This window comes from Corynebacterium massiliense DSM 45435 (assembly GCF_028609805.1).
Classification (GTDB): Bacteria; Actinomycetota; Actinomycetes; order Mycobacteriales; family Mycobacteriaceae; genus Corynebacterium; species Corynebacterium massiliense.
Window position 1 is genome coordinate 354,455 of record NZ_CP063189.1, and the last position, 24,052, is coordinate 378,506.

At 64.6% G+C, this 24,052-nt stretch carries 30 protein-coding genes; 24 read left to right on the forward strand and 6 right to left on the reverse strand.

What is annotated here, in order from left to right:
* Nucleotides 1-137 precede the first annotated feature (137 nt).
* The 3 genes from rplN to rplE are packed head-to-tail and all read left to right on the forward strand — an operon-like array spanning nt 138 to nt 1,403.
* The gene (gene rplN / locus CMASS_RS01760) at nt 138-506 is read left to right on the forward strand and encodes a 50S ribosomal protein L14 (protein ID WP_022862755.1); all 369 of its coding nucleotides are present in this window, start codon (nt 138-140) and stop codon (nt 504-506) included.
* On the forward strand, nt 507-821 hold the full coding sequence (rplX, locus tag CMASS_RS01765) for a 50S ribosomal protein L24 (protein ID WP_022862754.1): 315 nt from the start codon (nt 507-509) through the stop codon (nt 819-821).
* Nucleotides 822-824: 3 nt separating this feature from the next.
* Nucleotides 825-1,403, forward strand: a complete 579-nt coding sequence (rplE, locus tag CMASS_RS01770) for a 50S ribosomal protein L5 (RefSeq protein ID WP_022862753.1) — start codon at nt 825-827, stop codon at nt 1,401-1,403.
* 65 nt (nt 1,404-1,468) lie between these two features.
* On the opposite strand, the gene fmdA is transcribed toward rplE, so the two are convergent.
* A complete protein-coding gene (fmdA, locus tag CMASS_RS01775) occupies nt 1,469-2,716 on the reverse strand; it encodes a formamidase (RefSeq protein WP_022862752.1) in 1,248 nt (415 codons plus the stop codon).
* Nucleotides 2,717-2,726: 10 nt separating this feature from the next.
* The gene (locus CMASS_RS01780; RefSeq protein WP_022862751.1) at nt 2,727-3,014 is read right to left on the reverse strand and encodes an FmdB family zinc ribbon protein; all 288 of its coding nucleotides are present in this window, start codon (nt 3,012-3,014) and stop codon (nt 2,727-2,729) included.
* Between the two features lie 200 nt (nt 3,015-3,214).
* Here CMASS_RS01780 and CMASS_RS01785 point away from each other — a divergent pair, with 200 nt between their 5' ends.
* Nucleotides 3,215-4,000, forward strand: coding sequence for a formate/nitrite transporter family protein (locus tag CMASS_RS01785; RefSeq protein ID WP_022862750.1), 786 nt, complete (start codon nt 3,215-3,217; stop codon nt 3,998-4,000).
* Nucleotides 4,001-4,002: 2 nt separating this feature from the next.
* Here CMASS_RS01785 and fdhD read toward each other — a convergent pair whose 3' ends face one another.
* Together fdhD and CMASS_RS01795 are read right to left on the reverse strand one after the other, a co-directional pair.
* Nucleotides 4,003-4,842, reverse strand: a complete 840-nt coding sequence (gene fdhD, locus CMASS_RS01790) for a formate dehydrogenase accessory sulfurtransferase FdhD (RefSeq protein WP_022862749.1) — start codon at nt 4,840-4,842, stop codon at nt 4,003-4,005.
* Nucleotides 4,843-5,178 carry a DUF6457 domain-containing protein gene (locus tag CMASS_RS01795; protein WP_022862748.1) on the reverse strand — a complete coding sequence of 112 codons (336 nt, stop codon included), beginning with the start codon at nt 5,176-5,178 and terminating at the stop codon, nt 4,843-4,845.
* Between the two features lie 333 nt (nt 5,179-5,511).
* Here CMASS_RS01795 and rpsH point away from each other — a divergent pair, with 333 nt between their 5' ends.
* The 18 genes from rpsH to CMASS_RS01885 all read left to right on the forward strand — a co-directional run bounded on the left by rpsH (nt 5,512) and on the right by CMASS_RS01885 (nt 18,034).
* Nucleotides 5,512-5,895 carry a 30S ribosomal protein S8 gene (gene rpsH, locus CMASS_RS01800; protein WP_022862747.1) on the forward strand — a complete coding sequence of 128 codons (384 nt, stop codon included), beginning with the start codon at nt 5,512-5,514 and terminating at the stop codon, nt 5,893-5,895.
* Nucleotides 5,896-5,909: 14 nt separating this feature from the next.
* A complete protein-coding gene (gene rplF / locus CMASS_RS01805; RefSeq protein WP_022862746.1) occupies nt 5,910-6,446 on the forward strand; it encodes a 50S ribosomal protein L6 in 537 nt (178 codons plus the stop codon).
* A gap of 3 nt (nt 6,447-6,449) precedes the next feature.
* The gene (rplR, locus tag CMASS_RS01810; RefSeq protein ID WP_022862745.1) at nt 6,450-6,860 is read left to right on the forward strand and encodes a 50S ribosomal protein L18; all 411 of its coding nucleotides are present in this window, start codon (nt 6,450-6,452) and stop codon (nt 6,858-6,860) included.
* 40 nt (nt 6,861-6,900) lie between these two features.
* On the forward strand, nt 6,901-7,512 hold the full coding sequence (gene rpsE, locus CMASS_RS01815) for a 30S ribosomal protein S5 (protein WP_022862744.1): 612 nt from the start codon (nt 6,901-6,903) through the stop codon (nt 7,510-7,512).
* Between the two features lie 3 nt (nt 7,513-7,515).
* Nucleotides 7,516-7,701, forward strand: a complete 186-nt coding sequence (rpmD, locus tag CMASS_RS01820) for a 50S ribosomal protein L30 (RefSeq protein WP_022862743.1) — start codon at nt 7,516-7,518, stop codon at nt 7,699-7,701.
* A gap of 6 nt (nt 7,702-7,707) precedes the next feature.
* Entirely contained in the window at nt 7,708-8,169 is a 462-nt protein-coding gene (gene rplO, locus CMASS_RS01825; protein ID WP_022862742.1) for a 50S ribosomal protein L15, read from the forward strand.
* Nucleotides 8,170-8,458: 289 nt separating this feature from the next.
* Nucleotides 8,459-9,799, forward strand: a complete 1,341-nt coding sequence (secY, locus tag CMASS_RS01830) for a preprotein translocase subunit SecY (protein ID WP_022862741.1) — start codon at nt 8,459-8,461, stop codon at nt 9,797-9,799.
* Entirely contained in the window at nt 9,800-10,345 is a 546-nt protein-coding gene (locus CMASS_RS01835; protein ID WP_022862740.1) for an adenylate kinase, read from the forward strand.
* Between the two features lie 19 nt (nt 10,346-10,364).
* Nucleotides 10,365-11,210, forward strand: a complete 846-nt coding sequence (locus CMASS_RS01840; RefSeq protein ID WP_022862739.1) for a L,D-transpeptidase — start codon at nt 10,365-10,367, stop codon at nt 11,208-11,210.
* 212 nt (nt 11,211-11,422) lie between these two features.
* Complete coding sequence (infA, locus tag CMASS_RS01845) at nt 11,423-11,641, forward strand: translation initiation factor IF-1 (RefSeq protein ID WP_027018606.1); 219 nt, start codon at nt 11,423-11,425, stop codon at nt 11,639-11,641.
* Between the two features lie 244 nt (nt 11,642-11,885).
* Entirely contained in the window at nt 11,886-12,254 is a 369-nt protein-coding gene (gene rpsM, locus CMASS_RS01850) for a 30S ribosomal protein S13 (RefSeq protein ID WP_022862737.1), read from the forward strand.
* 3 nt (nt 12,255-12,257) lie between these two features.
* Entirely contained in the window at nt 12,258-12,662 is a 405-nt protein-coding gene (gene rpsK, locus CMASS_RS01855) for a 30S ribosomal protein S11 (protein ID WP_022862736.1), read from the forward strand.
* Nucleotides 12,663-12,684: 22 nt separating this feature from the next.
* Nucleotides 12,685-13,290 carry a 30S ribosomal protein S4 gene (gene rpsD, locus CMASS_RS01860; RefSeq protein WP_022862735.1) on the forward strand — a complete coding sequence of 202 codons (606 nt, stop codon included), beginning with the start codon at nt 12,685-12,687 and terminating at the stop codon, nt 13,288-13,290.
* A gap of 116 nt (nt 13,291-13,406) precedes the next feature.
* On the forward strand, nt 13,407-14,417 hold the full coding sequence (locus tag CMASS_RS01865) for a DNA-directed RNA polymerase subunit alpha (protein ID WP_022862734.1): 1,011 nt from the start codon (nt 13,407-13,409) through the stop codon (nt 14,415-14,417).
* A 103-nt stretch (nt 14,418-14,520) separates the two neighbouring features.
* The gene (gene rplQ / locus CMASS_RS01870) at nt 14,521-15,090 is read left to right on the forward strand and encodes a 50S ribosomal protein L17 (protein ID WP_022862733.1); all 570 of its coding nucleotides are present in this window, start codon (nt 14,521-14,523) and stop codon (nt 15,088-15,090) included.
* 123 nt (nt 15,091-15,213) lie between these two features.
* Nucleotides 15,214-16,101 carry a tRNA pseudouridine(38-40) synthase TruA gene (truA, locus tag CMASS_RS01875; RefSeq protein WP_022862732.1) on the forward strand — a complete coding sequence of 296 codons (888 nt, stop codon included), beginning with the start codon at nt 15,214-15,216 and terminating at the stop codon, nt 16,099-16,101.
* A gap of 78 nt (nt 16,102-16,179) precedes the next feature.
* The gene (gene eccB / locus CMASS_RS01880) at nt 16,180-17,463 is read left to right on the forward strand and encodes a type VII secretion protein EccB (protein WP_027018605.1); all 1,284 of its coding nucleotides are present in this window, start codon (nt 16,180-16,182) and stop codon (nt 17,461-17,463) included.
* Nucleotides 17,464-17,605: 142 nt separating this feature from the next.
* Nucleotides 17,606-18,034, forward strand: a complete 429-nt coding sequence (locus CMASS_RS01885) for a TIGR02611 family protein (RefSeq protein ID WP_022862729.1) — start codon at nt 17,606-17,608, stop codon at nt 18,032-18,034.
* On the opposite strand, the gene CMASS_RS01890 is transcribed toward CMASS_RS01885, so the two are convergent.
* Nucleotides 17,997-19,340, reverse strand: a complete 1,344-nt coding sequence (locus CMASS_RS01890) for a S8 family serine peptidase (protein ID WP_240482765.1) — start codon at nt 19,338-19,340, stop codon at nt 17,997-17,999. The genes CMASS_RS01885 and CMASS_RS01890 overlap by 38 nt on opposite strands.
* Before the next feature lie 6 nt (nt 19,341-19,346).
* Nucleotides 19,347-20,777, reverse strand: a complete 1,431-nt coding sequence (eccD, locus tag CMASS_RS01895; protein WP_169460798.1) for a type VII secretion integral membrane protein EccD — start codon at nt 20,775-20,777, stop codon at nt 19,347-19,349.
* A gap of 196 nt (nt 20,778-20,973) precedes the next feature.
* Here eccD and CMASS_RS01900 point away from each other — a divergent pair, with 196 nt between their 5' ends.
* Both CMASS_RS01900 and CMASS_RS01905 read left to right on the forward strand, forming a co-directional pair.
* Nucleotides 20,974-22,359, forward strand: coding sequence for a hypothetical protein (locus tag CMASS_RS01900; protein WP_022862726.1), 1,386 nt, complete (start codon nt 20,974-20,976; stop codon nt 22,357-22,359).
* Between the two features lie 4 nt (nt 22,360-22,363).
* On the forward strand, nt 22,364-23,839 hold the full coding sequence (locus CMASS_RS01905) for a recombinase family protein (RefSeq protein WP_022862725.1): 1,476 nt from the start codon (nt 22,364-22,366) through the stop codon (nt 23,837-23,839).
* Nucleotides 23,840-24,052: the final 213 nt, after the last annotated feature.

Consider the following 24,052-nt stretch of genomic DNA (forward strand, 5'->3'; position numbering starts at 1 on the left):
GTGCGGCGCGTTCCGAACCGCCGCGGCGAGACCCTTCGACACGTTCGTCGTAAAGCTGCTGCATCTTTCAAGCAAGAGACCAGGTACGTCAAGGACGGAAATCTTACGTACGTTAATCCAGGTCAGGAGACCAAGAAGTGATTCAGCAAGAATCGCGTCTGCGGGTCGCCGATAACTCGGGTGCACGAGAGATCCTCGTCATCCGTCCTCTCGGCGGTTCTGTGCGACGCTCTGCAGGAATCGGCGACATTGTGGTCGCTACCGTCAAGGAAGCCGTTCCCGGCGGCAACGTGAAGGAAGGCGAGGTTGTTAAGGCCGTCATCGTGCGCGCCAAGAAGGCAACCCGTCGTCCGGACGGCTCGTACATCGCGTTCGATGAGAACGCCGCCGTTCTGATCAAGAACGACAGCGAGCCGCGTGGCACCCGTATCTTCGGGCCGGTCGCTCGCGAGCTGCGAGACAAGCGCTTCATGAAGATTGTTTCTCTCGCACCGGAGGTGATCTAGGTGAAGGTACACAAGGGCGATATGGTTCTCGTCATTTCCGGCAAGGACAAGGGCGCTAAGGGCAAGGTCATCGAGGCTTACCCGAAGCGCGACAAGGTCCTCGTCGAGGGCGTGAACCGCATCAAGAAGCACGTTGCCAACTCCGCAACCGAGCGCGGTGCCGAGTCCGGCGGGATTGTCACCCAGGAAGCTCCGATCCACGTCTCCAACGTCATGCTCGTGGACTCCGAAGGTAATCCGACCCGCGTGGGCTACCGTTTCGACGAAGACGGCAAGAAGGTCCGGATCGCGCGTAGCAACGGGAAGGACATCTAAGACATGAGCGAGAACTACACCCCCCGTCTCAAGGCTCGCTACCGCGAGGAAATCAAGAACAACCTGAACGAGAAGTTCAACTACGACAACGTCATGCAGATCCCGGGCGTGACCAAGATCGTGGTCAACATGGGTGTCGGCGACGCCGCCCGTGACTCCAAGGTCATCAACGGAGCGCTCGAGGACCTCGCAGCTATCACCGGTCAGAAGCCGCAGCTGCGTCGTGCCCGCAAGTCCATCGCGAACTTCAAGCTCCGCGAGGGCATGCCGATTGGCGCCCGCGTCACCCTGCGTGGCGACCGCATGTGGGAGTTCCTCGACCGCCTGCTGACCATCGCTCTGCCGCGTATTCGCGACTTCCGCGGTCTCTCCGACCGCCAGTTCGACGGCCACGGTAACTACACCTTCGGCCTGTCCGAGCAGACGATGTTCTACGAGATCGACGTCGACAAGATCGATCGTCAGCGCGGTATGGACATCACCGTCGTCACCACCGCCACCAACGACGAGGAAGGCCGCCAGCTCCTGCGCGAGCTCGGCTTCCCGTTCGCGGACAAGGACGGCAAGATGCAGCAGGCATAAACTGCCGCGGTTAAAGCCCGACCCCGGATTGAATTCCGGTGGCCGGGCTTTTTGCATCTGTGCTCCTATACCGAGTGCGGCGCTCCGATGCCCGGGTCAATCTTCGGCGTCTCGCCGGCAGACGGGCGGATGTCGATGTCGAAGATTTCGGTGGGCAGGTACACGGTTGCGCAGGCGTTCGGGATGTCCACGACACCGGAGAAGCGACCCTCGATGGGGGCCGCGCCCAGCAGCAGGTAGGCCTGCTCCGGCGACCAACCGAAGGTGGTCAGGTAGTCAATGGCGTGCAGGCAGGCCCGCTGGTATGCCAGCTGGGAATCCAGGTAGCGCTGCTCGCCCTCGAGAGTGACCGACGTGCCGGAGAAGGACAGCCACTCGCTGTAGCGGGGCTCAACATTGCCCGGCATGAAGATGGCGTTCTCGGTCACGTTGTACTTTTCCATGCCGCCCTTGATGACGTCGACGTGGAAGTCGATGAAGCCGGACATCTCGATGCCGCCGCAGAAGGTGATCTCGCCGTCACCCTGCGAGAAGTGCAGGTCGCCCACGGAGAACTTCGCGCCGTCGACGTAGACGGGGTAGAAGACGCGGGTGCCCTTGGACAAGTTCTTGATGTCCTGGTTACCGCCGTTCTCACGCGGCGGGGCGGTGCGAGCGCCCTCGGCGGCGACGCGGTCGAAGTCTTCGCCCTCGAGGGTGCCCAGGATGGCCTCATCCGGCTCCGGCGGCAGTGCCAGCGGCGGCAGGCGATCCGGGTCGGTGGCGATGAGCTCGCCCTCGCGCTTGTTCCACTTGTTGAGCAGCTGCTGGGACGGGGCGGTGCCCATCAGGCCCGGGTGAATGATGCCGGTGAAGCTCACGCCCGGGACGTGGCGGGAGGTCGCGGTTTGGCCGGTGAAGTCCCACACGGCCTTGTAGGCATCCGGGAACTGCTCGGTGAGGAAGCTACCGCCGTTCTTCTTGGCAAAGATGCCGGTGTAGCCCCATCCCTGGCCGGCGAGCGGGCCCTCTTCCTGCGGGATCGGGCCGACATCGAGGATGTCGACGACCAGCAGGTCGCCCGGCTCGGCGCCCTCAATATGGAACGGGCCGGACAGTGCGTGGACGCGATTCATCGGCGCGTCGCGGATGTCGTCGGCGCTGTCGTCGTTCTTGATGAAGCCGTCGAACCATTCGCGGCAATCCACGCGGAAGGTATCGCCGGGCTTGACCGTCACGGCGGCCGGGATATCGGGGTGCCAGCGGTTGTGTCCGACCTTTTCCTGGTCGGCAAAACGGCGGGAGGAATCGAGCGGAAAGAGGTTGGTGGGCACTGTAGTACTCCTAAGGCTTAGGCAGCTTGGCGTGCTGGGGATCGCGCGTCACCGGGGTGGCGCGCTTCTTCCCGCCGCCGGGAACGGAACGGACCACCTCGGGTTCATACGCGGACTTCTGCGTGGACTCGACGGCGGACGCCTTCGCGGCATCCACCCGCCGGGTGAAGGGTGCGCTGATAATACGGTGGGCGGTTAACCCGCAGTCGGGGCAGTCGGCCTCACGCTCTTCGCTGGTAAGCGGAAGGCGCTTTTCCGAAAGGTGGCCGTCGCTGCACTGAAACTCGTAAATCGGCATCCAACATCGTCCTAGTGGTAGAGGTCACAGAAGTGCTGCCAGTCTACGGGCGGTCACTACGGCCGGCAATAGATAATTCATTCTGCGGTCGAGAATTTCGCGCACGCGGTCGCCCGCCGCGGCTGGTTAGACCCGCGCCTCGCTAAGATGACGTGAGTTAAACGCACATCAAAAGGCCAGTGAAAAGGAAGAAGCTTCTCATGTCGCTGAATGAATCGGCAGCCGCTGCCGTCAATAAGAAGGTGACGTCGCTCGACACCGACTTCGCCCGCTTTGCCACCCGCGCAACCCTCGCGGGTGTCTACCTCACCATCGGCACGGCGTTCGCGGGCGTGGCCGCCAACGTGGTGGACAAGCACGCCGAAGGTGTCGGCTCGCTGGTCTTTGCTTTCCTGTTCGGCCTCGGACTGTTTTCCATCATCATTCTCAACACCGATCTGGCGACCGGAAACATGATGTACGGCGTCTACGGCGCAGTGACCGGCCAGATCAGCTGGGGGAAGGCGTTCAAGCTCATCATCGTCACCACGCTGTTTAACCTCGTCGGTGCGCTGCTGTTTGCCTTCCTCGTCGCCCAGGCCGGCAAGTTCGCCGACATGGACGCCAACCACTTCATCCCGCATCTTACCGAGGGGAAGATGCAGAAGAGCCCGCTGGGCATGCTCATCGAGGGCGTGCTGGCGAACTTCGTGGTCAACATGGCCATCGTCGGCGCCGTGTTTGCGAAGGATCTCGCGTCCAAGTTCTGGACCATCGTGCCCATCATCGCGATGTTCGTGGTCCTGGGCCTCGAGCACGTTATTGCGAACTTCTCCCTGGTGAGCATCACCCTGTTCGCCAGCGACACCCTGCCCGCGCATGTCGATGCCGCACACATCCTGACCAACTGGGTGATCGTCTGGATTGGCAACCTCATCGGCGGCGGCTTCCTCATCGGCGGGGTCTACGCGTGGCTCAACCGCGGCAACGAGGCCTACCGCGACTAGGCCTACCGCGACTGGGCCAGCTCGCCGGCGTAGAGGTTGAACCGGTTGCCGCGGTTAAAGCCCACTAGCCCCATACCGGCCTTGCGGGCCAAGTCGACGGCAAGCGAGCTGGCCGCGGAGACCGCAACGAGCGCGGGGAAGCCTGCCATGGCGGCCTTTTGCACTAACTCGAACGAGGTCCGCGAGCTCATCACCAGGATGAGGTCGTTGGCGGGCAGCCGCCCTTCGAGCAATAGGTGGCCGATGACCTTGTCCGCGGCATTGTGCCGGCCGATGTCTTCGCGGACCACGACGGGCTCGCCGTCGAAGGTGAAGGCGCCCGCGGCGTGAATGCCGCCGGTCTTGCGGAACTGCTTCTGGTGCGTCCGCAGGGCATCGGGAAGCGCCGCGACCACGCGGGGGTTCAGGGGGACCTGGGGGATCGGGTAGTGGGTGCGCGCGAACAGCTCCTCGATAGACGTGGTGCCGCACACCCCGCACGCGGACGTGGTGGTGTGCAGGCGCAGATCGCTCAGGCCCAACGCGTGCTTTTTCGCCATCTCGATATCGAGCAGGTTGTACGGGTTTCGCCCGTCCGGGCCCACCGCGCCGGCGCAATAGCGTGCGGTGGTGACGTCCGTGGCGGTGCGGATGTGGCCCTCGCCGTGCAGAAAACCGTGGGCGAGCTCGACGTCATGGCCGGGGGTGCGCATCGTTGTGGTGACGGTCTGCCCGTCGACGCGGATCTGTAATGGCTCCTCGGCCGTGACGAGATCGGCACGCGTGTCTTGCTCCGTAACGTTGCCGTCGGCGTCGAGCTTGACCCGCGTGACAGGGTACGTCTGGTTGATCCGCCCGGCCATCTACTGGTCGCCCTCCGTAGCGGGGGAGTCGGCGGCAATCGCGCGCTGGAGCTTGGCGATGTTCTCCCGCGCCTCCTCAATATCCCCCGCTGCGAGGCCGACGAGGAAAGAGGTAAGGGGAGCGGCCGGCCGGGAGCGGTTGTGGGCGACGTCCTTGGTCAGATCCAAAAGTTCGCGGGTCAGTACGGTCGCCTCTTTTTCGTCCAAACCCAAGACGCGGGCGGCCTCGGTGAGCCACTCGTGCGCGGACTGCAGGCGCTCCGCGTCCTTCTTGTCAGTGGCGGCCTTTTGCACGTCAGCCGCGGTAGTGCGGTCTTTATCCGTCGTGTCAGTCATGCCGTCCACTGTAGCCAGGGCGGAATGTATAACATATGCCGGTCGGGATTTGGGTTTTAGGGGGCGTGCCGGATAAGGTGATCGGCTGGTGCTTTGTGCACCGGTGGTGCCTAGTGCACCTGTAAGAACTTCACATCCCAACTTTGTTGTAGGCCCCTCGCCTGTAGGCGGTCCGTGCATGCATCAACGGGTGGCGAGCGCCCCGTGGTATTGACCGCGGGGAGCGGAGTAGCCCGAAGTCACACGGCGAACGCGTCAGGTGGGCCCCGAGCTTTCGGTAACGCGAGTGCGGGGCGGAGCGGGAACCGCAACGAGAAAGGTAGACGGTCTCTTATGACCATGACTGATCCTATTGCCGACATGCTGTCGCGCGTGCGCAACGCTAACGATGCGCGCCACGACACTGTCGCGATGCCGACCTCCAAGATTAAGGCCAACATCGCCGAGATCTTGAAGCAAGAAGGCTACATCTCTGACTACCAGGTCGACGGCCGCGAGCTGTCGCTCGGCCTGAAGTACAACAACCGCGAGCGTTCCCTGTCCGGTCTGCGCCGCGTGTCCAAGCCGGGTCTGCGTGTGTACGCAAAGTCCACCGAGCTGCCGGAGGTCCTCGGCGGCCTGGGCGTGGCCATCATCTCCACGTCCCACGGCCTCATGACGGACCGCCAGGCCAAGGAGAAAGGCGTAGGCGGGGAAGTCCTCGCTTACGTCTGGTAAGGGAGGTTTGTCACATGTCACGAGTCGGTCTTGCACCCATCGCACTGAAGGATGGCGTAGAAACCAACATCAACGGTCAGACCGTTGAGGTCAAGGGCCCGAAGGGCACCATGACTGTGGAAATCCCCGAGCCGATCACCGCTTCGGTGGAGGACAACGAGCTGCGCGTCGCTCGTCCCAGCGATCACCGCAAGCACCGTGCCCTGCACGGTCTGTCCCGCTCCCTGCTCAACAACGCAGTTGTGGGCGTGACCGAGGGCTACACCATCAACATGGAAATCTTCGGCGTTGGTTACCGCGTCCAGCAGAAGGGCTCCAACCTGGAGTTCTCCCTGGGCTACTCCCACCCGGTCCTCATCGAGGCGCCGGAGGGCATCACCTTCGCCACCGATGGCCCCACCAAGTTGTCCATCACTGGTATTGACAAGCAAGCAGTCGGACAGGTCGCCGCGAACATCCGTCGCCTGCGTAAGGACGATCCGTACAACGGCAAGGGTATTCGCTACGAAGGCGAGCAGATCCGCCGCAAGGTCGGAAAGGCGGGTAAGTAAGCAATGGCTAACGCTAACTCAGCAGACAACAACAAGCGCACCCCGGTGGGCAAGGACATCTCCTCCCGTCGCCGCGAGGCACGCGCCCGCCGTCACTTCCGTGTACGCAAGAACCTGCGGGGCACCCCGGAGGCGCCGCGCATGGTCATCCACCGCAGCTCGCGTCACATGCACGTCCAGGTCATCGACGACCTGGCCGGCCACACCCTCGTCGCTGCTTCTTCCATGGAGCCGGACGTTCGCTCCCTGGAGGGCGACAAGAAGGCGAAGGCTTCCAAGGTGGGCCAGCTGGTGGCAGAGCGTGCCAAGGCTGCCGGTATCGAGCGCGTCGTCTTCGACCGCGCCGGCTACAAGTACCACGGCCGCGTCGCCGCTCTGGCCGACGCAGCCCGTGAAGGTGGCCTGCAGTTCTAATGCTTAACCTCAATGGAATCACCTACGGAAGGAACGCCTAATGTCGGCTAACGAACAGCGTGACGGCGGACGCTCCGCCGATCAGAAGAACAATAACCGCGGCGGCCGCAACAACCGCCGCAACCAAGACAACGAGCGCGACAAGTACATCGAGCGCGTTGTCGCCATCAACCGCGTCTCCAAGACCGTTAAGGGCGGCCGCAACCTGTCCTTCACCGCTCTCGTCATCGTCGGTGACGGCCAGGGCATGGTCGGCGTCGGCTACGGCAAGGCCAAGGAAGTTCCGGCGGCCATCCAGAAGGGTGCCGAGGAGGCTCGCAAGAGCTTCTTCCGCGTGCCGATGGTCGCAGGCACCATCACCCACCCGGTCCAGGGCGAGGATTCCGCAGGCGTCGTCCTGCTGAAGCCGGCCGCTCCCGGTACCGGTGTCATCGCCGGCGGTGCCGTCCGTCCGGTTCTCGAGTGCGCTGGTGTCCAGGACGTGCTGTCCAAGTCCCTGGGCTCCGCTAACCACATCAACGTTGTGCGCGCGACCGTGGCTGCGCTCAAGCAGCTGGCTCGCCCCGAAGAGGTTGCCGCCCGCCGCGGCAAGGACCTCGAGGAGGTCACCCCGGCTCGCATGTTGCGCAAGCGCGCAGGTCAGGAGGCGTAAACAATGGCTCTGAAAATCACCCAGGTTAAGGGCCTGGTGAACACCAAGCCGAACCACCGCAAGAACATGCAGTCCCTCGGGCTGCGCAAGATCGGCCAGTCCGTGGTCAAGCAGGACACCCCGATCATCCGCGGCATGGTTCACAAGGTGCGTCACCTGGTCACCGTTGAAGAAGTGGCAGGGGAGTAGATAACCATGGCAGACATCATCAAGCTGCACGATCTGCGCCCTACCAAGGGCGCTAACAAGCCCAAGACCCGCGTCGGCCGCGGTGAAGCCTCCAAGGGCAAGACCGCCGGCCGCGGTACCAAGGGCACCGGCGCACGTAAGAACGTGCCGGCAAACTTCGAGGGCGGCCAGATGCCGCTGCAGATGCGCCTGCCGAAGCTGCGCGGTTTCAAGAACCCGAACAAGTTCACCTACCAGGTGGTCAACGTGTCGGATCTGGCCAAGGCCTTCCCGGAGGGCGGCGACCTCGCGGTTGCTGATCTGGTGAAGGCTGGCCTGGTCCGCGCGAAGCAGCCGGTCAAGGTGCTGGGCGATGGCGACATCGACGTCAAGGTCAACGTCACCGCCGACAAGTTCTCCAAGTCCGCCGTGGAGAAGATCGAGGCCGCGGGCGGCTCCACCGCCGAGGCCAAGACCAAGCTGCGCTAAAACCGCAGGTTTTCCACAACGGCGACTGGGTAAGCCGCCGCTCGGGCGTTTCCTCTAATTAGGGAGGCGCGCGGGCGGCGGTTTTCCGCGTTTTCGGCAGAAGCGGAGGTGCTTATTGTGGCCGATTTGTGGCGGCTGGTAGGGTAATGAGGTCGTAATTGTCCGCACTGACCGTCGGTGCCCATATCCTGCAACGAAAGAGCCGGTAGGGCACGAGATTGTCACCGATGAGCATCCAGCGCCGGAAGCAGTGTTGTAACACTCGCTGGCACGCCAGGAGGATTGTGTAGTGTCCGCCATTATCCAGGCTTTTAAGGACCCTGACCTACGCAAGAAAATCATCTTCACCATCTTGATGGTTATCGCGTACCGCATCGGCGCCCAGATCCCGTCGCCCGGCGTGGATTACGCGTCCATTGCCGGTCGTCTGCGCGACCTGACCGAGGAGTCGGGTGACCTGTACTCGGTCATCAACCTCTTCTCCGGTGGCGCGCTGTTGCAGCTGTCGATCTTCGCCATCGGCATCATGCCGTACATCACCTCATCCATCATCGTTCAGCTGCTCACCGTGGTTATCCCGCACTTCGAGCAGCTGAAGAAGGAGGGGCAGTCCGGTCAGACGAAGATGACGCAGTACACCCGCTACCTCACGGTGGCGCTGGCGCTGCTGCAGTCGTCGGGCATTGTCGCGCTCGCGGACCGCAAGCAGCTGCTGGGCCAGGGTATTGAGGTCCTGCAGGAAGACCGCAACATCTTCACCCTTGTCATGCTGGTGCTGACGATGACCTCCGGTGCCATCCTCGTGATGTGGATGGGTGAGCTCATCACCGAAAAGGGCATCGGCAACGGCATGTCGCTGCTTATCTTCGCCGGCATCGCCACGCGCCTGCCCACCGACGGCGTGAAGATCTTCCAGGACCACGGCGGCCTCGTCTTCGCCCTGGTGCTCGCCGGCATGATCATCCTGATTACCGGCATCACCTTCATCGAGCAGGGCCAGCGCCGCATCCCGGTCCAGTACGCCAAGCGCATGGTGGGCCGCCGGCAGTACGGTGGCACCTCCACCTACCTGCCGCTCAAGGTCAATCAGGCCGGCGTTATCCCGGTCATCTTCGCCTCATCGCTTATCTACATGCCGGTGCTCATCACCCAGATCGTCACGTCCAGCCGCGGCGGCCAGGGTGGCGACAACTGGTGGCAGCGCAACGTCATCTCCTGGCTGCAATCGCCGTCGTCCTGGCAGTACATCCTGCTGTTCTTCGTACTGACCATCTTCTTCGCCTACTTCTACACGTCGGTCCAGTACGACCCGGCGGAGCAGGCGGACAACATGAAGCGCTACGGCGGCTTCATCCCGGGTATCCGCCCGGGGCGCCCGACGGCGGAGTACCTGGGCTACGTGATGAACCGCCTGCTGTTCGTCGGCGCGGCCTACCTCGGCGTCATCGCCATCCTGCCGAACCTGCTACTGGATCTTGGTATCGGCGGCTCGCGCGGCGGCGGTGCCGGCGGCGGCATGACCGCCTTCGGCGGCACGGCCATCCTCATTATGGTGTCCGTGGCACTGACTACCGTGAAGCAAATTGAATCCCAGCTGTTGCAATCCAACTACGAAGGACTGTTGAAGTAAATGCGTTACGTTCTCCTTGGCCCTCCCGGTGCCGGCAAGGGCACCCAGGCAAAGCTCCTCAGCGAAAAGCTGAACATCCCGCACATCTCCACCGGTGATCTGTTCCGCGCCAACATCGGCGAGGGCACCGATCTCGGTAAAGAGGCCAAGCAGTACATGGACGCCGGCAAGCTGGTGCCCACCGACGTCACCGCCCGCATGGTGGAAGACCGCCTGCGCCAGGACGACGCGCAGGATGGCTTCCTGTTGGACGGTTTCCCGCGCACGGTGGAGCAGGCCGAGATCCTGGACAAGCTGCTGAAGGATATGAACACCGAGCTCGATGGTGTTTTGAACTTCAAGGTCTCGGACGACGTCGTGGTCGAGCGTATGCTGGCCCGCGGCCGCGACGATGACAACGAAGAGACCATCCGCACCCGCATGGAGGTCTACCGCACCGAGACCCAGCCGTTGGTCGAGCACTACGGCGACCAGATTATCCCGATTGACGCGGAGGGTGACGTTGACGAGATCAACGAGCGCGCTCTCCGGGCAATGCAGAAGTAGCGAGGTTATACTCCACGTCATGACTAAAAATTCCCGTCTGGCGCGCGTGCTGCGCCGTACCCCTGTAGCCCTCGCCACCGCCGGTGTCGTGGGCGCGTCCCTGGTTGCTCCCGTCGCAACCGCACAGCCGGCGCAGGCCGAGACCGCGCAGAGCTCTCAGCTGCCGGGTGCAGAAGACCTGCGCGCCCAGGCCGAGGAGCTTCTTGGCGGCGGCTTCAACGTCGATGAGTTCTTAGGCCAGGCGCCGGATAACGCATGGAACGTGCGCAACCAGCTGCTGGATCAGATGGAAACCATCAACCCGCAGGCGGCCGACGTCCTGCGGGGCGCGCTGGATGGCCTGCTGGACATCGTCTTCCCGGGCCTGCCGGCCCGCAAGGTTGAGGAGGCCCGCCAGGCTCGCGAGGAGAAGAACCGCGCGGAGGCCGCGGAGCGCGAGCGCGTCGAGGCAGAGGCTCGCGCCGCCGCCGAGCAGGCTCGCCGCGAAGAAGAACAAAACCGCTTCGATACCGGCCCGTGCCCGGCTGATGCCGCGGTGTGCGTCGACATCGACGGACGCCGCACCTGGCTGCAGCAGGGCGGCGAGGTCACCTACATTGCCCCGGGCATGGCGCCGGGCAAGAACAACCCGCAGGAAGAGACTCCGCGCGGTACCTTCTACGTCAACCGCAAGGTGAAAGACGAGATCTCCCACGAGTTCGGCGACGCCGCCATGCCGAACGCCATCTACTTCACCAATAACGGTCACGCCTTCCACATGGGCGACCCGGCGTTCGATTCCGCCGGCTGCGTGCGCCTTCCGTGGGAAGCGTCCGAGCGTTACTGGAACGACCTGAACATCGGTGACAAGGTCTTTATCTACTAGTTAGCGCTCGTACAGCGTTACCGAACTGGGGCAGCGCTGATCTCCTGCAACGTAGGGGATCAGCGCTGCTTTTTGTATTAGCGGAGCCAAGCGCGTATTGTTTCTGTTCGGCGTGTACGCGCGTGCCGTGTGTCGGCCCGAGCGTATAGCCGCGAAGCAGTAGACGTACACAACTCGAGGTGGGGGAGGATCCCGCCAGAAAAGTAGAGGTTATGGCTAAGGAAGGCGCAATCGAGGTCGAGGGCCGTGTCATCGAGCCCTTGCCGAACGCAATGTTCCGTGTCGAGCTGGATAACGGGCACAAGGTGCTCGCGCACATCTCCGGCAAGATGCGTCAGCACTACATCCGTATTCTCCCGGAGGATCGCGTGGTTGTAGAGCTGTCTCCTTACGACCTGGACCGCGGACGCATCGTCTACCGCTACAAGTAAAAACTGTAAGCCTCCATACCCAAGGGCGCTGCCACACTAACGGCGCCTTAAATGGTGTTGGCGTTTGAAACGGTGCATCGTAAAGCACCGCTTGCCGATGCCGCTTCACCTCCGGCCGCGGCGGCTGGAGCCCCGGAAACACCACAGTGCTCGAACGCGATCCGTAAATTTCGCGGATCGCGGCCGTGGTGCGTTGGGGACGGATATGGAGAAAACCGTCGCACAACCCGAAAGGACACGCCTTATGGCACGTCTCGCAGGTGTTGACCTCCCGCGCAACAAGCGCATGGAGGTTGCTCTGACCTACATCTACGGCATTGGCTCCACGCGAGCTAAGGCCCTGCTGGAAAAGACCGGCATTTCTCCTGACCTGCGCACCGACAACCTGGACGATAGCCAGCTGTCGGCGCTGCGTGACGCGATCGAGGCCGACTACCAGGTGGAGGGTGACCTCCGCCGCCAGGTGCAGGCTGACATCCGCCGCAAGATTGAAATCGGCACCTACCAGGGTCTGCGTCACCGTCGCGGTCTTCCGGTCCGCGGCCAGCGCACCAAGACCAACGCACGTACCCGTAAGGGCCCGAAGAAGACGATCGCAGGAAAGAAGAAGTAACTTATGGCTACGAAGACTCGCTCCGGCGCGCGTCGTTCCGGCCGCCGCGCTGTAAAGAAGAACGTGGCAAACGGCCACGCATACATCAAGTCCACCTTCAACAACACCATCGTGTCCATCACGGACCCGTCCGGTGCTGTCATCTCTTGGGGCTCCGCCGGCCACGTCGGCTTCAAGGGCTCCCGCAAGTCCACTCCGTTCGCTGCGCAGATGGCTGCTGAGAACGCTGCCCGCAAGGCAATGGAGCACGGCATGAAGAAGGTTGACGTGTTCGTCAAGGGCCCGGGTTCGGGCCGCGAAACCGCAATCCGCTCCCTCCAGGCCGCTGGCCTCGAGGTGTCCTCGATCTCGGATGTGACCCCGCAGCCGCACAACGGTTGCCGTCCGCCGAAGCGTCGTCGCGTTTAAGGGAAGGAAGAGGTAACTAGATATGGCTCGTTATACCGGCCCCGCTACCCGTGTATCCCGCCGTCTCCGCGTCGACCTTGTCGGCGGAGATATGGCGTTTGAGCGCCGCCCGTACCCCCCGGGACAGGCTGGCCGCAACCGCATCAAGGAATCTGAGTACCTGCTCCAGCTGCAGGAGAAGCAGAAGGCTAAGTACACCTACGGTGTTCTCGAGCGTCAGTTCCGCCGCTACTACAAGGAGGCGAACCGCCGCCCGGGCAAGACCGGTGACAACCTGGTCATCCTGCTCGAGTCCCGCCTGGACAACGTCGTCTACCGCGCTGGTCTGGCACGCACCCGCCGCCAGGCTCGCCAGCTGGTGTCCCACGGTCACTTCACCGTGAACGGCAAGAACATCAACGTGCCGTCCTACCAGGTCACCCAGTACGACATCATCGATGTCCGCGAGCGTTCCAAGAAGATGGAATGGTTCGACGAGGCTCAGGACCTGCTGGCTGACGCCAACGTTCCGGCATGGCTCCAGGTCGTTCCGGACACCCTGCGCATCCTCGTGCACCAGCTGCCCGAGCGCGCTCAGATCGACGTTCCGCTGCAGGAGCAGCTCATCGTCGAGCTTTACTCGAAGTAAACAGCGCAATCCGCGGTCTATTATGGGCCGCGTGGTTGTCCCTGGAATCTTCGACAGCCTTCATCTTTCATCCCTCTACCGGCGTCAAATAGCGGTCGCCGAAAAGGAGAAGTTCCATGCTCATTTCCCAGCGCCCTCAGCTCACCGAGGAGCCCATCGATTCTTCGCGCTCAAAGTTCGTCATTGAACCGCTCGAGCCGGGCTTCGGTTACACCCTCGGTAACTCCCTGCGCCGCACGCTGCTGTCGTCCATCCCGGGCGCCGCAGTGACCTCGATCAAGATCGACGGCGTGCTGCACGAGTTCACGACCATCAACGGTGTGAAGGAAGATGTCTCCGAGATCATCCTGAACATCAAGAACCTCGTCCTGTCGTCTGACTCCGACGAGCCGGTGGTCATGTACCTGGAAAAGGAGGGCCCGGGCGATGTCACCGCGGGCGACATCCAGCCGCCGGCCGGCGTGGAGATCCACAACCCGGATTTGCACCTGGCTAGCCTGAATGACACCGCGCAGCTCAACATCGAGTTCGTCGTCGAGCGCGGCCGTGGCTACGTCCCGGCTGCCGCTACCTCCGGCGAGATCGGCCGCATCCCGGTCGATCAGATTTACTCCCCGGTGTTGAAGGTTTCCTACAAGGTCGACGCCACCCGTGTGGGCCAGCGCACCGACTTTGACAAGCTGACCATCGACGTGGAGACCAAGAACTCCATCTCGGCTCGGGACGCTATGGCTTCGGCCGGCGGCACCTTGGTCGAGCTCTTCGGCTTGGCCCGTGAGCTCAACGACCAGGCCGAGGGCATCGAGATCGGCCCGTCGCCGCAGGAAACCGAGTACATCGCGGCATACAGCATGCCGATTGAGGATCTGGACTTCTCCGTGCGGTCCTACAACTGCCTGAAGCGCCAGGAAATCCACACCGTCGGTGAGCTCGCCGAGTGCACCGAGTCGGACCTGCTGGATATCCGCAACTTCGGTCAGAAGTCGATCAACGAGGTGAAGATCAAGCTGGCCAACCTGGGGCTGACCCTGAAGGACGCTCCGGAGGACTTCGATCCGAGCCAGCTCGAAGGCTACGACGAGGAAACCGGTGACTTTAAGGATCCGGCCGCCGAGGATTCCGAGTAAGAAGCACGCCGAGCGACAGCACGGTACCGGAGTTACCCGCACACCGTGCACATACCGTTTCTAGGTCGCGCGCTCACTTAAATCCGCACACGAGGAGTACAACATGCCAACCCCGAAGAAGGGTGCCCGTCTTGGTGGCTCCGCTGCCCAGCAGCGGCACATGCTGTCGAACCTGGCTGCCAGCCTGTTCGAGCACCACTCCATCAAGACCACCGATGCTAAGGCGAAGGTTCTGCGCCCCTACGCCGAGAAGATTATCACCAAGGCGAAGCACGGCAGCGTCGCTGACCGCCGCCAGGTGCTGAAGCTCATTCCGCGCAAGGACATCGTTGCCCACCTGTTCGACGATCTCGGACCGAAGTTCGAGGGCCGCGACGGTGGCTACACCCGCACCATCCGCCTGGATAACCGTGCGGGCGACAACGCCCCGATGTCCCAGATCTCCCTCGTCCTCGAGGAGACCGTCTCCAAGGAAGCCGACCGCGCTACTCGCGCCGCTGCTTCCAAGAAGGCCGAAGAGGAGAAGGCTGCTGAGGCTGAGGCCGTGAAGGCCGACGCCGAGGAGGCCACTCCGGCCGAGGCTGAGCCGGCTGACGCCGTGCCGGCCGAGGACTCCGCCGCAGGCGATGCCGCTGAGGCTGACGCCACCGAGGCAGAGTCCGAGGAGAAGTAACACTCTCCCGGGCCTCCTACTGAGGAGGCCTCACTCTAGCCGCGGTTCTTCCCACCCCTGCTTGCAGGGGAACGGAAGGGCCGCGGCTTTCTCTGTATCTGCCCGTCGCTAAAATCTGCGGGCATGGACTCCACGGACGCCCGCTTGCCTGACCAGCTCCGGCTGCGATTCGACATCGCCTACGACGGCACCGACTTTCACGGGTGGGCGCGGCAGAAACCCCAGCCCGGTCAGGACGCGCTGCGCACCGTACAGCAGACGTTGGAGGAGACCCTGGAGCTTGTGCTGCGGGAGCCGGTAAACCTCACCGTGGCCGGGCGCACCGACGCCGGCGTGCATGCCGCCGGCCAGGTTGCGCACGCGGACGTTTCAGCCGCCAGCCTGGACCAGCGCTCCATCGACGGCGATCCGACGCGGCTGGTGCGCCGCCTGTCCCGCCTGCTTCCGGCCGATATGCGCGTCAGCGGGTGTACGGCCGCGCCCGCGGTTTTCGATGCCCGCTTTTCCGCCCTGCGCCGCCATTACACCTACCGGGTGACCACGCATCCCGCCGGCCCGCTTCCCACCCGGGAACGTGACACGGCCAGCTGGCCCAAACCAGTTGACATCGACGCGATGGCGGAAGCCGCAACGGTGCTGACTGGGCTGCACGACTTCGCGGCCTTCTGCAAGGCGAAGCCGAACGCCACGACGATCCGCTCGCTCGAATCCTTTACCTGGCACGACATCTCCACCCCGACCGAGCCGCAGCTGTATGAGGCCCGCGTGAGCGCCGACGCGTTCTGCTGGTCGATGGTCCGCTCCCTGGTGGGCTGCTGCCTCGCGGTCGGGGAGGGGCGCCGTGACGTCGATTTCGCCGCCGCCATGCTGGAGGAAACTAAGCGCTCTTCCGCCATACCGGTCGCGCCCGCCAAGGGCTTGAGCCTGACGGGAGTGGACTACCCGGACGCAGGTGAGCTCGCCGCCCGGGCGGAGGTCACCCGCGACAAGCGTTCCCTCCCGCCGCAGTAGCGGGGAGGGCCGGGCTCGGCTACGGTTAAACCCGCACTTATTCGGGGGAATTTTGTCAGTGCAAGGGGGAGCACTTCCATGGGGCGTTTTCGGCCTACCACGAAGGCACAGGTATCCGGCCACCGGTTCTTATGGCGGCGGGTGGAGCACGGCCTGGTGATGAAAGATATTCGCATGATCCACGACCCGCTGGTCGGGCGCCGACGCGCGCTCATCTTCGGCACGGTGGCGGTGGTCATGGTCGCGGTCGGCGCCGGGGTCCTGGCGTGGTTGCAACCCAACCCGCGTCCCGGCGACGCGCCCATCGTGCGCACGGCCGGCGACCAGCTGCTGGTCCGCGTGGACGGGACCTACCACCCGGTGGCGAACCTGACGTCCGCCCGCCTTATTGCCGGGGAACCGAGCCAGCCTGCGGCAGTGGGCCGCGATGCGCTCGCGGTGGCCAACTTCGGCCCGCCGCTGGGTATTGCCGATGCCCCCGGGTTCCTCGCCGAGACAGCCAACGCTAACTCCAGCGCGGCATCCGAGTGGGCGGTCTGCCGCGATCACCGCGAGGAGGATCCCAGTGCCGCAGCCACCGTGGTGCGGGCCGGCGATCCGGAGCGGCCGAGCGTTCCGCTTGGCGATGATCGTGCGGCCCTCGTTCAGGAAATGGGTGGTGATCAGTGGCTGATTACGAGCCGCGGCCGTACCCGCCTGCCGGGCGCGGAGGATCCTCTAGGCCGGGCGGTGCGCCGCGGTCTCGATATCGACACCCCCGGCGCAGCTGCGGCAGGGGTGTGGGAGGTTCCCAGCGAGTTCCTCAACGCGTTTGCGGAACAGCCGGAGTTCGCCCTGCCCGATCCGCTCCCGGAGGTCTGGAACGCCGAGGACGGCACCCAGTGGGCGCGATCGGTCGACGGGGTGGCGGAACTCAGCGACGCCGAGGCGCGGGTCCTCGCGGCCGCCGGAGCCCCCACGCGGGAGGCGCGGACGACGGAGGTGGCCGCGCTTGGCGATGTCCCGTTGCCGCCCACCCACCTGCCGCCGCGCGTCCCGCGTCTGGTGGGGACTACCGAGGGCTGGCTGTGCGCTGCCGCGGACGGCGGTGCGGAGCTCTCCCCAGCGGTCGGGGCGGTGGAACTGTCCGGCACCGCGATAGCCGATCGCTTCGCCGGATTGAATGAGGGCGCGGTGGTAGTCGACACCGGGCACAGCCTTCACCTGGTGTCTCCGACCGGCCAGCGCCACCTCGTCCCAGAACCGGCCGCGCTGGAGGCGCTGGGCGTTACCATTTCCGGCACCGCGCCGTGGGAGATCGTGCGGCTGTTGCCGGAAGGCAGCTCCTTAGACCGCGACAGTGCGCTGCGTGTGACGTACTAACTACCGGGTGCGCACCGCTTCCACAAACGGCAGGGCGGTCGCTAGACTGTGCAGAATCTTCGAATCGTCCGAATCGTTTGAATCGTTTGAATCGTTCGGTTCGTACCCCACCCTGTACATTCTGCGGCAGAAAGGCCTCGCTGTGGCATCGATGCGCGACGCGGTAGAACACCGCGTAGACCAGCTGCGCGGCTTCCACGCGGGATTGAAGGACCGCAAATACGGCTTTCTCGTTCGTCCCGCCACGCTGGTTGTTGGGTGGATCGTGCTCATCGTCGGGATCATCACCATCCCGCTACCCGGCCAAGGCTGGCTCACCACCTTTATCGGCGTGGGCATCCTGTCGCTCGAGCAGCGGTGGGCCCGCGGCCTGTTGGACTGGGGCGTGCACCAATACGACCGCTTTACCGACTGGTTCAAGCGCCAATCCCGGCCCGTGCGCTGGGGGCTTATCGCCCTGCTCGTCGCGGTGATCTGGGTGGTATTCGTCGGCCTGGCCTACGCCAGCTGGCGCGCCGGGCAGTTCGACTTCCTCACCGGTTTCTTCGAGGCCGTGGGATTAGAGCGATAAAGACCAACACGATAAATACCAGCCCGGCGCTGAGCCCGCCGAGAAGTGTCACGCGCCGCGGCGCGGCAGGTGTTTCGCGCGGCTGGATCTCCACGGTCTTGTCGCGGGCGGCCGTGTCGTAGCTCGCCGGCCGGGCGGTCACCGCGGCAAGCGGGTCGAGGTACCCGGTGTGCGGCTCCGCCGACTGGACGGCCAGCGCGCGCAGGTCCGCCGCGGAGGCATCCGGGTGGCGCTGCTTGAGCAAGGCGACGGTGCCAGCCACCACTGGGGCGGCGAAGCTGGTGCCCACGAAACCCGCGACCGAATCCCGCCCCTGGCCACGGCCCTGCGGCTGGATCGTTCCCGTCGCCCACCCCGTGGGAGCCGCGGCCAGGGCGACGGGGTGCTCGCCGGGAGCGGAGAGCGTGGGTAGCTCCGGCGACGGCGCGCCGGGCAGCGAGTAGTCGGCGAAGCGGTGCGGGTCGGGCACGTCGATAGCGCCGACGGCCAGGACCGTCGGGGAGTGCGCCGGGAACACCGCGTCCCCCGGCTCGCACCCGGGACCGGCATTGCCCGCCGCGGCGACGACGACCGCGCCGCGTTCCTCGGCGAAACCCAGCGCCGAGTCCAGCACGCCCGTGTCGAGCTGGTCGGCGACATCGCGCGGCACGCAGGAGACCACCGAGATGTTAATGACGTGCGCGCCGGCCTCGACTGCCGCGCGGATGGCTTCGGCGAGAGTGCCCAGGTTGCCCGCGGCCGCGAACCCCTCGTCGTCGGGTGACAGGCCCGGTGCCTGGTCCGCGTCTCCTTGTCGGTTCCGGAAGTGCGCGCTGGTTTGCCGCACCGCGAAGATCGTGGCGTCGGGCGCTAGCCCCGCGTCGCGTGCGGCGATGATGCCGGCGACCGCGGTGCCGTGCCCGTCGCAGTCCCACAGCGGATTCGGCGATTCCGGGGTGACAAAGTCGGGCCCGGCCTCGACGTGGGTGAATTGTTCGTGCGGGGCCACCCCGGTATCGATCACCGCCACCTTCACCCCGCCGCCGGTAGCGTGCGCGCGCAACTGTTCGCGGTCGATGCCGAGATCGTCCAGGGCAGGTGGAGCGGGTGGGGTTCCGGCGGCATCGGCAAGCGCGGGCACTGCGCACTCCACGTCGGGCGGGGTGGAGTGGGCAAACTCCGCCGGCCCATTGGGTTCTGCGGCTTCGTCGGCACGGACAGGCACGGCGGGCGTCGCCGCGAGGAATACCGCAAGCAGGCAGGAAACAAGGGCTATCTCCAGTGAGGGTTGCCGCCGGCGCGGCGAGTGGAAGTGGGGTGCAGCCATGGCGGTTTACCCCAGTCCCCGCAGCAACACGAACAGTCCCAGCAGGTGTGCGGCCAGCGGCAAGCATGCCGCGACGGCGAGGGATTCCGCCCGCTCTGCCCACCGGACCGTGGTCGGTTCCAGGGATGGCACGGCATGCGCCCACAGCGGGACCGTGAGTGCGCACACGGCAAGGATGGCTGCCACCGCGAGCATCACCCAGGGGTGCTCGGTGCCGGCGCTAGATCCGGCCCCGGCGGGCCATTCGGCCCACCGCACCCAGGCGGCCAGGCACGCGGCGCCGGCGGCAGACGCGGTCAGTGCGTTGAGAGCCCACTCCGCAACCGGCTCGCGGTGCCGGGCCGCGTGCAGCGCCATTGCGCCGGAGATGATGTACAGCAACGCTTGCGCAAACCCCGCCCCGTCCGCATGCGTACCCACGAGGGGTTCGACCGAGTCCCCCGGAAGGCCCGCCCAGCCCAGGGGAAAGCGCACCCCGCTGCCGGCGAAGGCGAGCGCCGCGCACGCGGGCAGGCAGGCGAAAGTTAACCCCAGGGTCACCCCGGAGTACAGCTTGAGTGCACGCGCGGCGTTGTCCCCGGCATCGTCCGGCGGGGTATCGGCGACCCCTAGGTCCTCGCCGGCGGTGGGCAACTGCGGCACCTTCAACCCCGCCGCCCGGCTGGTCAGCCCCGGGGCGATGGTCACGGTGATAAGCGCGGCCGCGAGCACCATGCTCGCCGAGGCCGTCGCCGGTGCCCGCGTGGTTCCCAGTGCGGACGTCGGCCCGGGCATCAGCGCCCCGAGGGCTGCAAGGGCGGCCATCACCACGCACGTCAACACCGCCGCCGTGGTGCGCGGGCCGTGTAGCCGCGCCAGGTGGCCGAGAAATAACGCAAATCCGCCGGCCAGCGCCATCGCCGCGCAAACGAGCGATAAGGAGGGTGCTACGTCGTCGGCGACCCAGTAGGCAGCCGCGAGCACCATCGCGACGGTGGCGACGATGCTCAAGGGCGTGGGATCGATGCGCCGTCGGCACCACACCCCGATGGCGCCCGTTAACGCGCCAACCGCGACGAGCGCGACCGGCAGTGGGGCAGCCGCGTGGATAACCGCGGCCGCGCACATGGCGCCGATAACGGACCAAGTGACCGGGATGCCCCGCGGGGCTGCCTCGGCGGCGTCGGTGGCTAGCGCCTCCGCCGCGCCGCGGATCACCGGTGCGGGGGCGTGTTCTTCGGGGCTTAAGACGACCACGGAACCATCGACAAGCGCCGTGTCGCGCACCGCAACCGTCGGATCGATGCGCCTTCCTGCCGCCGTGGACACCCGCCACGGCCGCGTGATCCGCGGCGCCCCGGTGAAGTCGATGATCTCGTCCACGCACTCGCCCACGCTCGATGTCGCCGGCAGAGATAAGTCCAGTTCCTTGCGGTACGTGCCCACGTGAATACGCACGGTGGCACGGATAGTATGCGTCGCTACAGCCACGATGATTGTCCCCCGAAAATGAAAGTGTGTGGGCCATTCCCCTTGCCCAACGCGCACAATTGTGGCTTACTGTGGGCACCGTGTCCACCGCTAGCGCATCGGGGCGAAAAGTGGTGGGGGGCATTTTCGGGGATAATTCGGGGACTTTCGGGGAGAGAAGTACATGAGCCACGCGATCGTGGGCCTAGATTCCGACCGTGCTGTCGAGCCGGTCGCCATGTCGTCGCGCGAGCCGGCACCGCCGTTGCCACAGGGCAACATCACGGCGGAGGCCGTGCCGGAGGCGGCGCGCCCACAACCGGTTCCACTGGTGCGCATCCTGATGCCGGTGGTGATGATTGCCGCGATGGTGGGGTTGGTCGCCCTCATCCTGCTCAGCGGGGCGAAGGACGGGCGGCAGGTCAGCCCGATGATGCTGCTGTTTCCCGTCATGATGCTCATGAGCGTGTTCATGATGTTCAGCCCGCAAGGCGGCACGAACGACCCGGATGAGACCCGGCGGACCTACCTGCGACACCTCAAGGCACTCCGGGAAAAGGCCGAGGACAACGGGGCCAAACAGCGCGCCCACGAAACGCACCGGCACCCCGGGCCGGATGAACTGGCGGCTATCATCGGCGCGCCGCGGATGTGGGAGCGCGCCGCTGGGGATCCGGATGCCCTGGAAGCGCGCGTGGGGCTCGGCAGGGCGCGGCTGTGCACGCCGATTACCGTGCCCGACGCCGGCGCGAGTGAGGACCTGGATCCGGTGTGCGCGGTGAGCCTCCGCCACACGTTGCAGGCGGTGGAAACGCTGCCGGACATGCCGGTGGTCATCCAGCTGCAGGCCTTCCCGTTCGTTGGGGTGGCGGGCCCGCAGGCGCGGGCATTCGTCCGCGCGGTGATCCTGCAGTTGGTGTCGTTCCATGGCCCGGAGGCGGTCTCCGTCAGCGCCCTCGGGGTGGGCGCGCGATGGGACTGGCTGAAGTGGCTGCCGCACGCGCGCAGTCCCCGGCAGGCGCACTTCCGGCTGCTCATCGTGGATTCCGTGCCCACCACCGGCGTCGAGGAATTCTTCACCGCGGGGTACACCACCATCATCGAGGTGGGATCGCAGCGCACCACCGCTCTGGGGCAGCGGGCGGAGCAGGAGGGGCTGAGTCTGCTTGTCGATGCCGAGGGGGATCTGCGCGTCGTCACCGCGGCCGGCGATGAGCGCCTGGGCGTGGCGGACACCGTCACGGCGGACTACGCCACGCTGTGCGCACGGCGGATGGCCAGCTATCACCGGCCCGCCGGAACCGTGGCGGCGGAGCGGACGTTCGACGGGGAGCTTTTGCCCATGGTGGGCATGGAAGACGCCGCCGACCTGCATCGTGCCGGTGGACTGTGGCCCGGGCAGGGGCGCACTGGCGCCAGCCGGTTAAAAGTGCCTATAGGTATCACCCCGGAGGGGCAGGCGGTATCCATTGACCTCAAAGAATCCGCCGAGGGTGGCATGGGCCCGCACGGCCTGTGTATTGGGGCGACCGGTTCGGGCAATCCAGAATGTGGCTTTGGGCTACAATGACCGCATGGCAACCACCACAACGCAGCGCGCGGCGATTTATGCACGTATTTCACTTGATAAGCAGGAAGAAGCTGGTATTAAGCGGCAGATACACCTTGCCACTAAGCAGGCTGAGGCTGACGAGGCTGAGCTGGTCGCTACCTACGTGGACAACAACATCTCCGCGTTCTCGGGTGAGTACAGGCCTGAGTACGACAAGCTGATCCACGCTATCGAGAGCCGTGAGATCGACGTTGTGTACGTGTACGCACTTGACCGTCTTACCCGCCGTACCAAAGACACGCTCGCTCTCTTTGAGCTATGCGAGAAGCACAACGTCACTGTGAAGGCGAACCGGGGCTACAACATTGACCCCAGCGACCCAGCATCGCGGCTTACCATCGTGATCCTCGGTCTCATCGCTGAGCAGGAGTCCATCGACCGTGCTGCACGTATCCGAGCCGCCTATGAGGACCGCGCACGTACAGGACGGCCGAAGACAGGTGGACGAAGGATGTTTGGCTACGAGGCTGACGCCGTAACCGTCATTGACGAAGAGGCTCAGGCCATCCTCGACGCTGCTGCAATGATCATTGCTGGCAAGACTCTGCGTGAAACGGTGCGAGAGATCTTTGATGCACGAGGCCTGACTGCTACAACCGGGCGACCCATGACGGCGCCGACACTGCGGGACATTTTGCTCAATCCGCGTGTGCGTGGTTTGAGTACCTTCAACCCCACTGACCCAGACACCGGCTACCGTCTTGTCAAAGACCGTCGGATCGTAGGTAAGGGCAACTGGCCTGCGATCATCGACGAAGCCACCGGCGAGAAGCTTGATGCTGTCTTACGTGACCCGTCACGGCGGCGGTCACACAGTGGCAACGCGCCCCGCTACTTTCTTGCATCAGTGCTTACCTGCACCTGCGGTGATCCTATGTACGCCCGCAGCCGAAGGAACAAGGCGGGTGAGCCGCGCCGGTACTACACGTGCAAGCGGTCTGAACCTGGTGGTACACACGTGTCCATCGGCGCTGAGGTGGACAACCTTATCGAGGCAGTCATCATCAAGCGCATGGCGCAGCCAGATGCCGTGGATGCACTACGCAACGCCTTAACGCCGGAGGATGACGGTCTTACCGAACAGCTACAGGAGCTTGCAGGCGAGCGAAACGTGCTGCTAGCGCGCCGAGAACAGATCGAAGAAGCGATTATTGCTGCAGATGTTGACATGTCCACATTCGCGCGCGTGTCGAAGAAAATCGAAGATCAAATCTCCACTATCGACGAGAAGATGCGCGAGCTGACCACGAGCCGTGAAGCTGACCCTCTCGCTGTAGAACTTGCCAATGGCCCTGACTTCGCTGAGTGGTGGAGCGGTGCCTCTGTCGAGGACAAGCGCAGGCTTACTCGGCTGCTCATGGAAATCCGTATTCTGCCCGGCAAGGCTGGTGCGAAGAAGTTCGATCCACACCGTGTGCAGATCGCTTGGCGGCAGTAGTTGCCTGCGAGGCGCGTCTATAGGGGAACGCCACGGGAGCGGACAGTTCGGGGGAGACCTGCCTCTGTGCCGGGGGGTGGCACTCTACTCAACCGTGACGTTCCCGGAAGAATTATGACACGGCTGCTGCCACCCCGCATGTCGAGCGGTGGAAAGAAATTATTTGCCTGTACGCTATCGCTAATTGGTTAGTTGTGTTACACTAGGTACTAC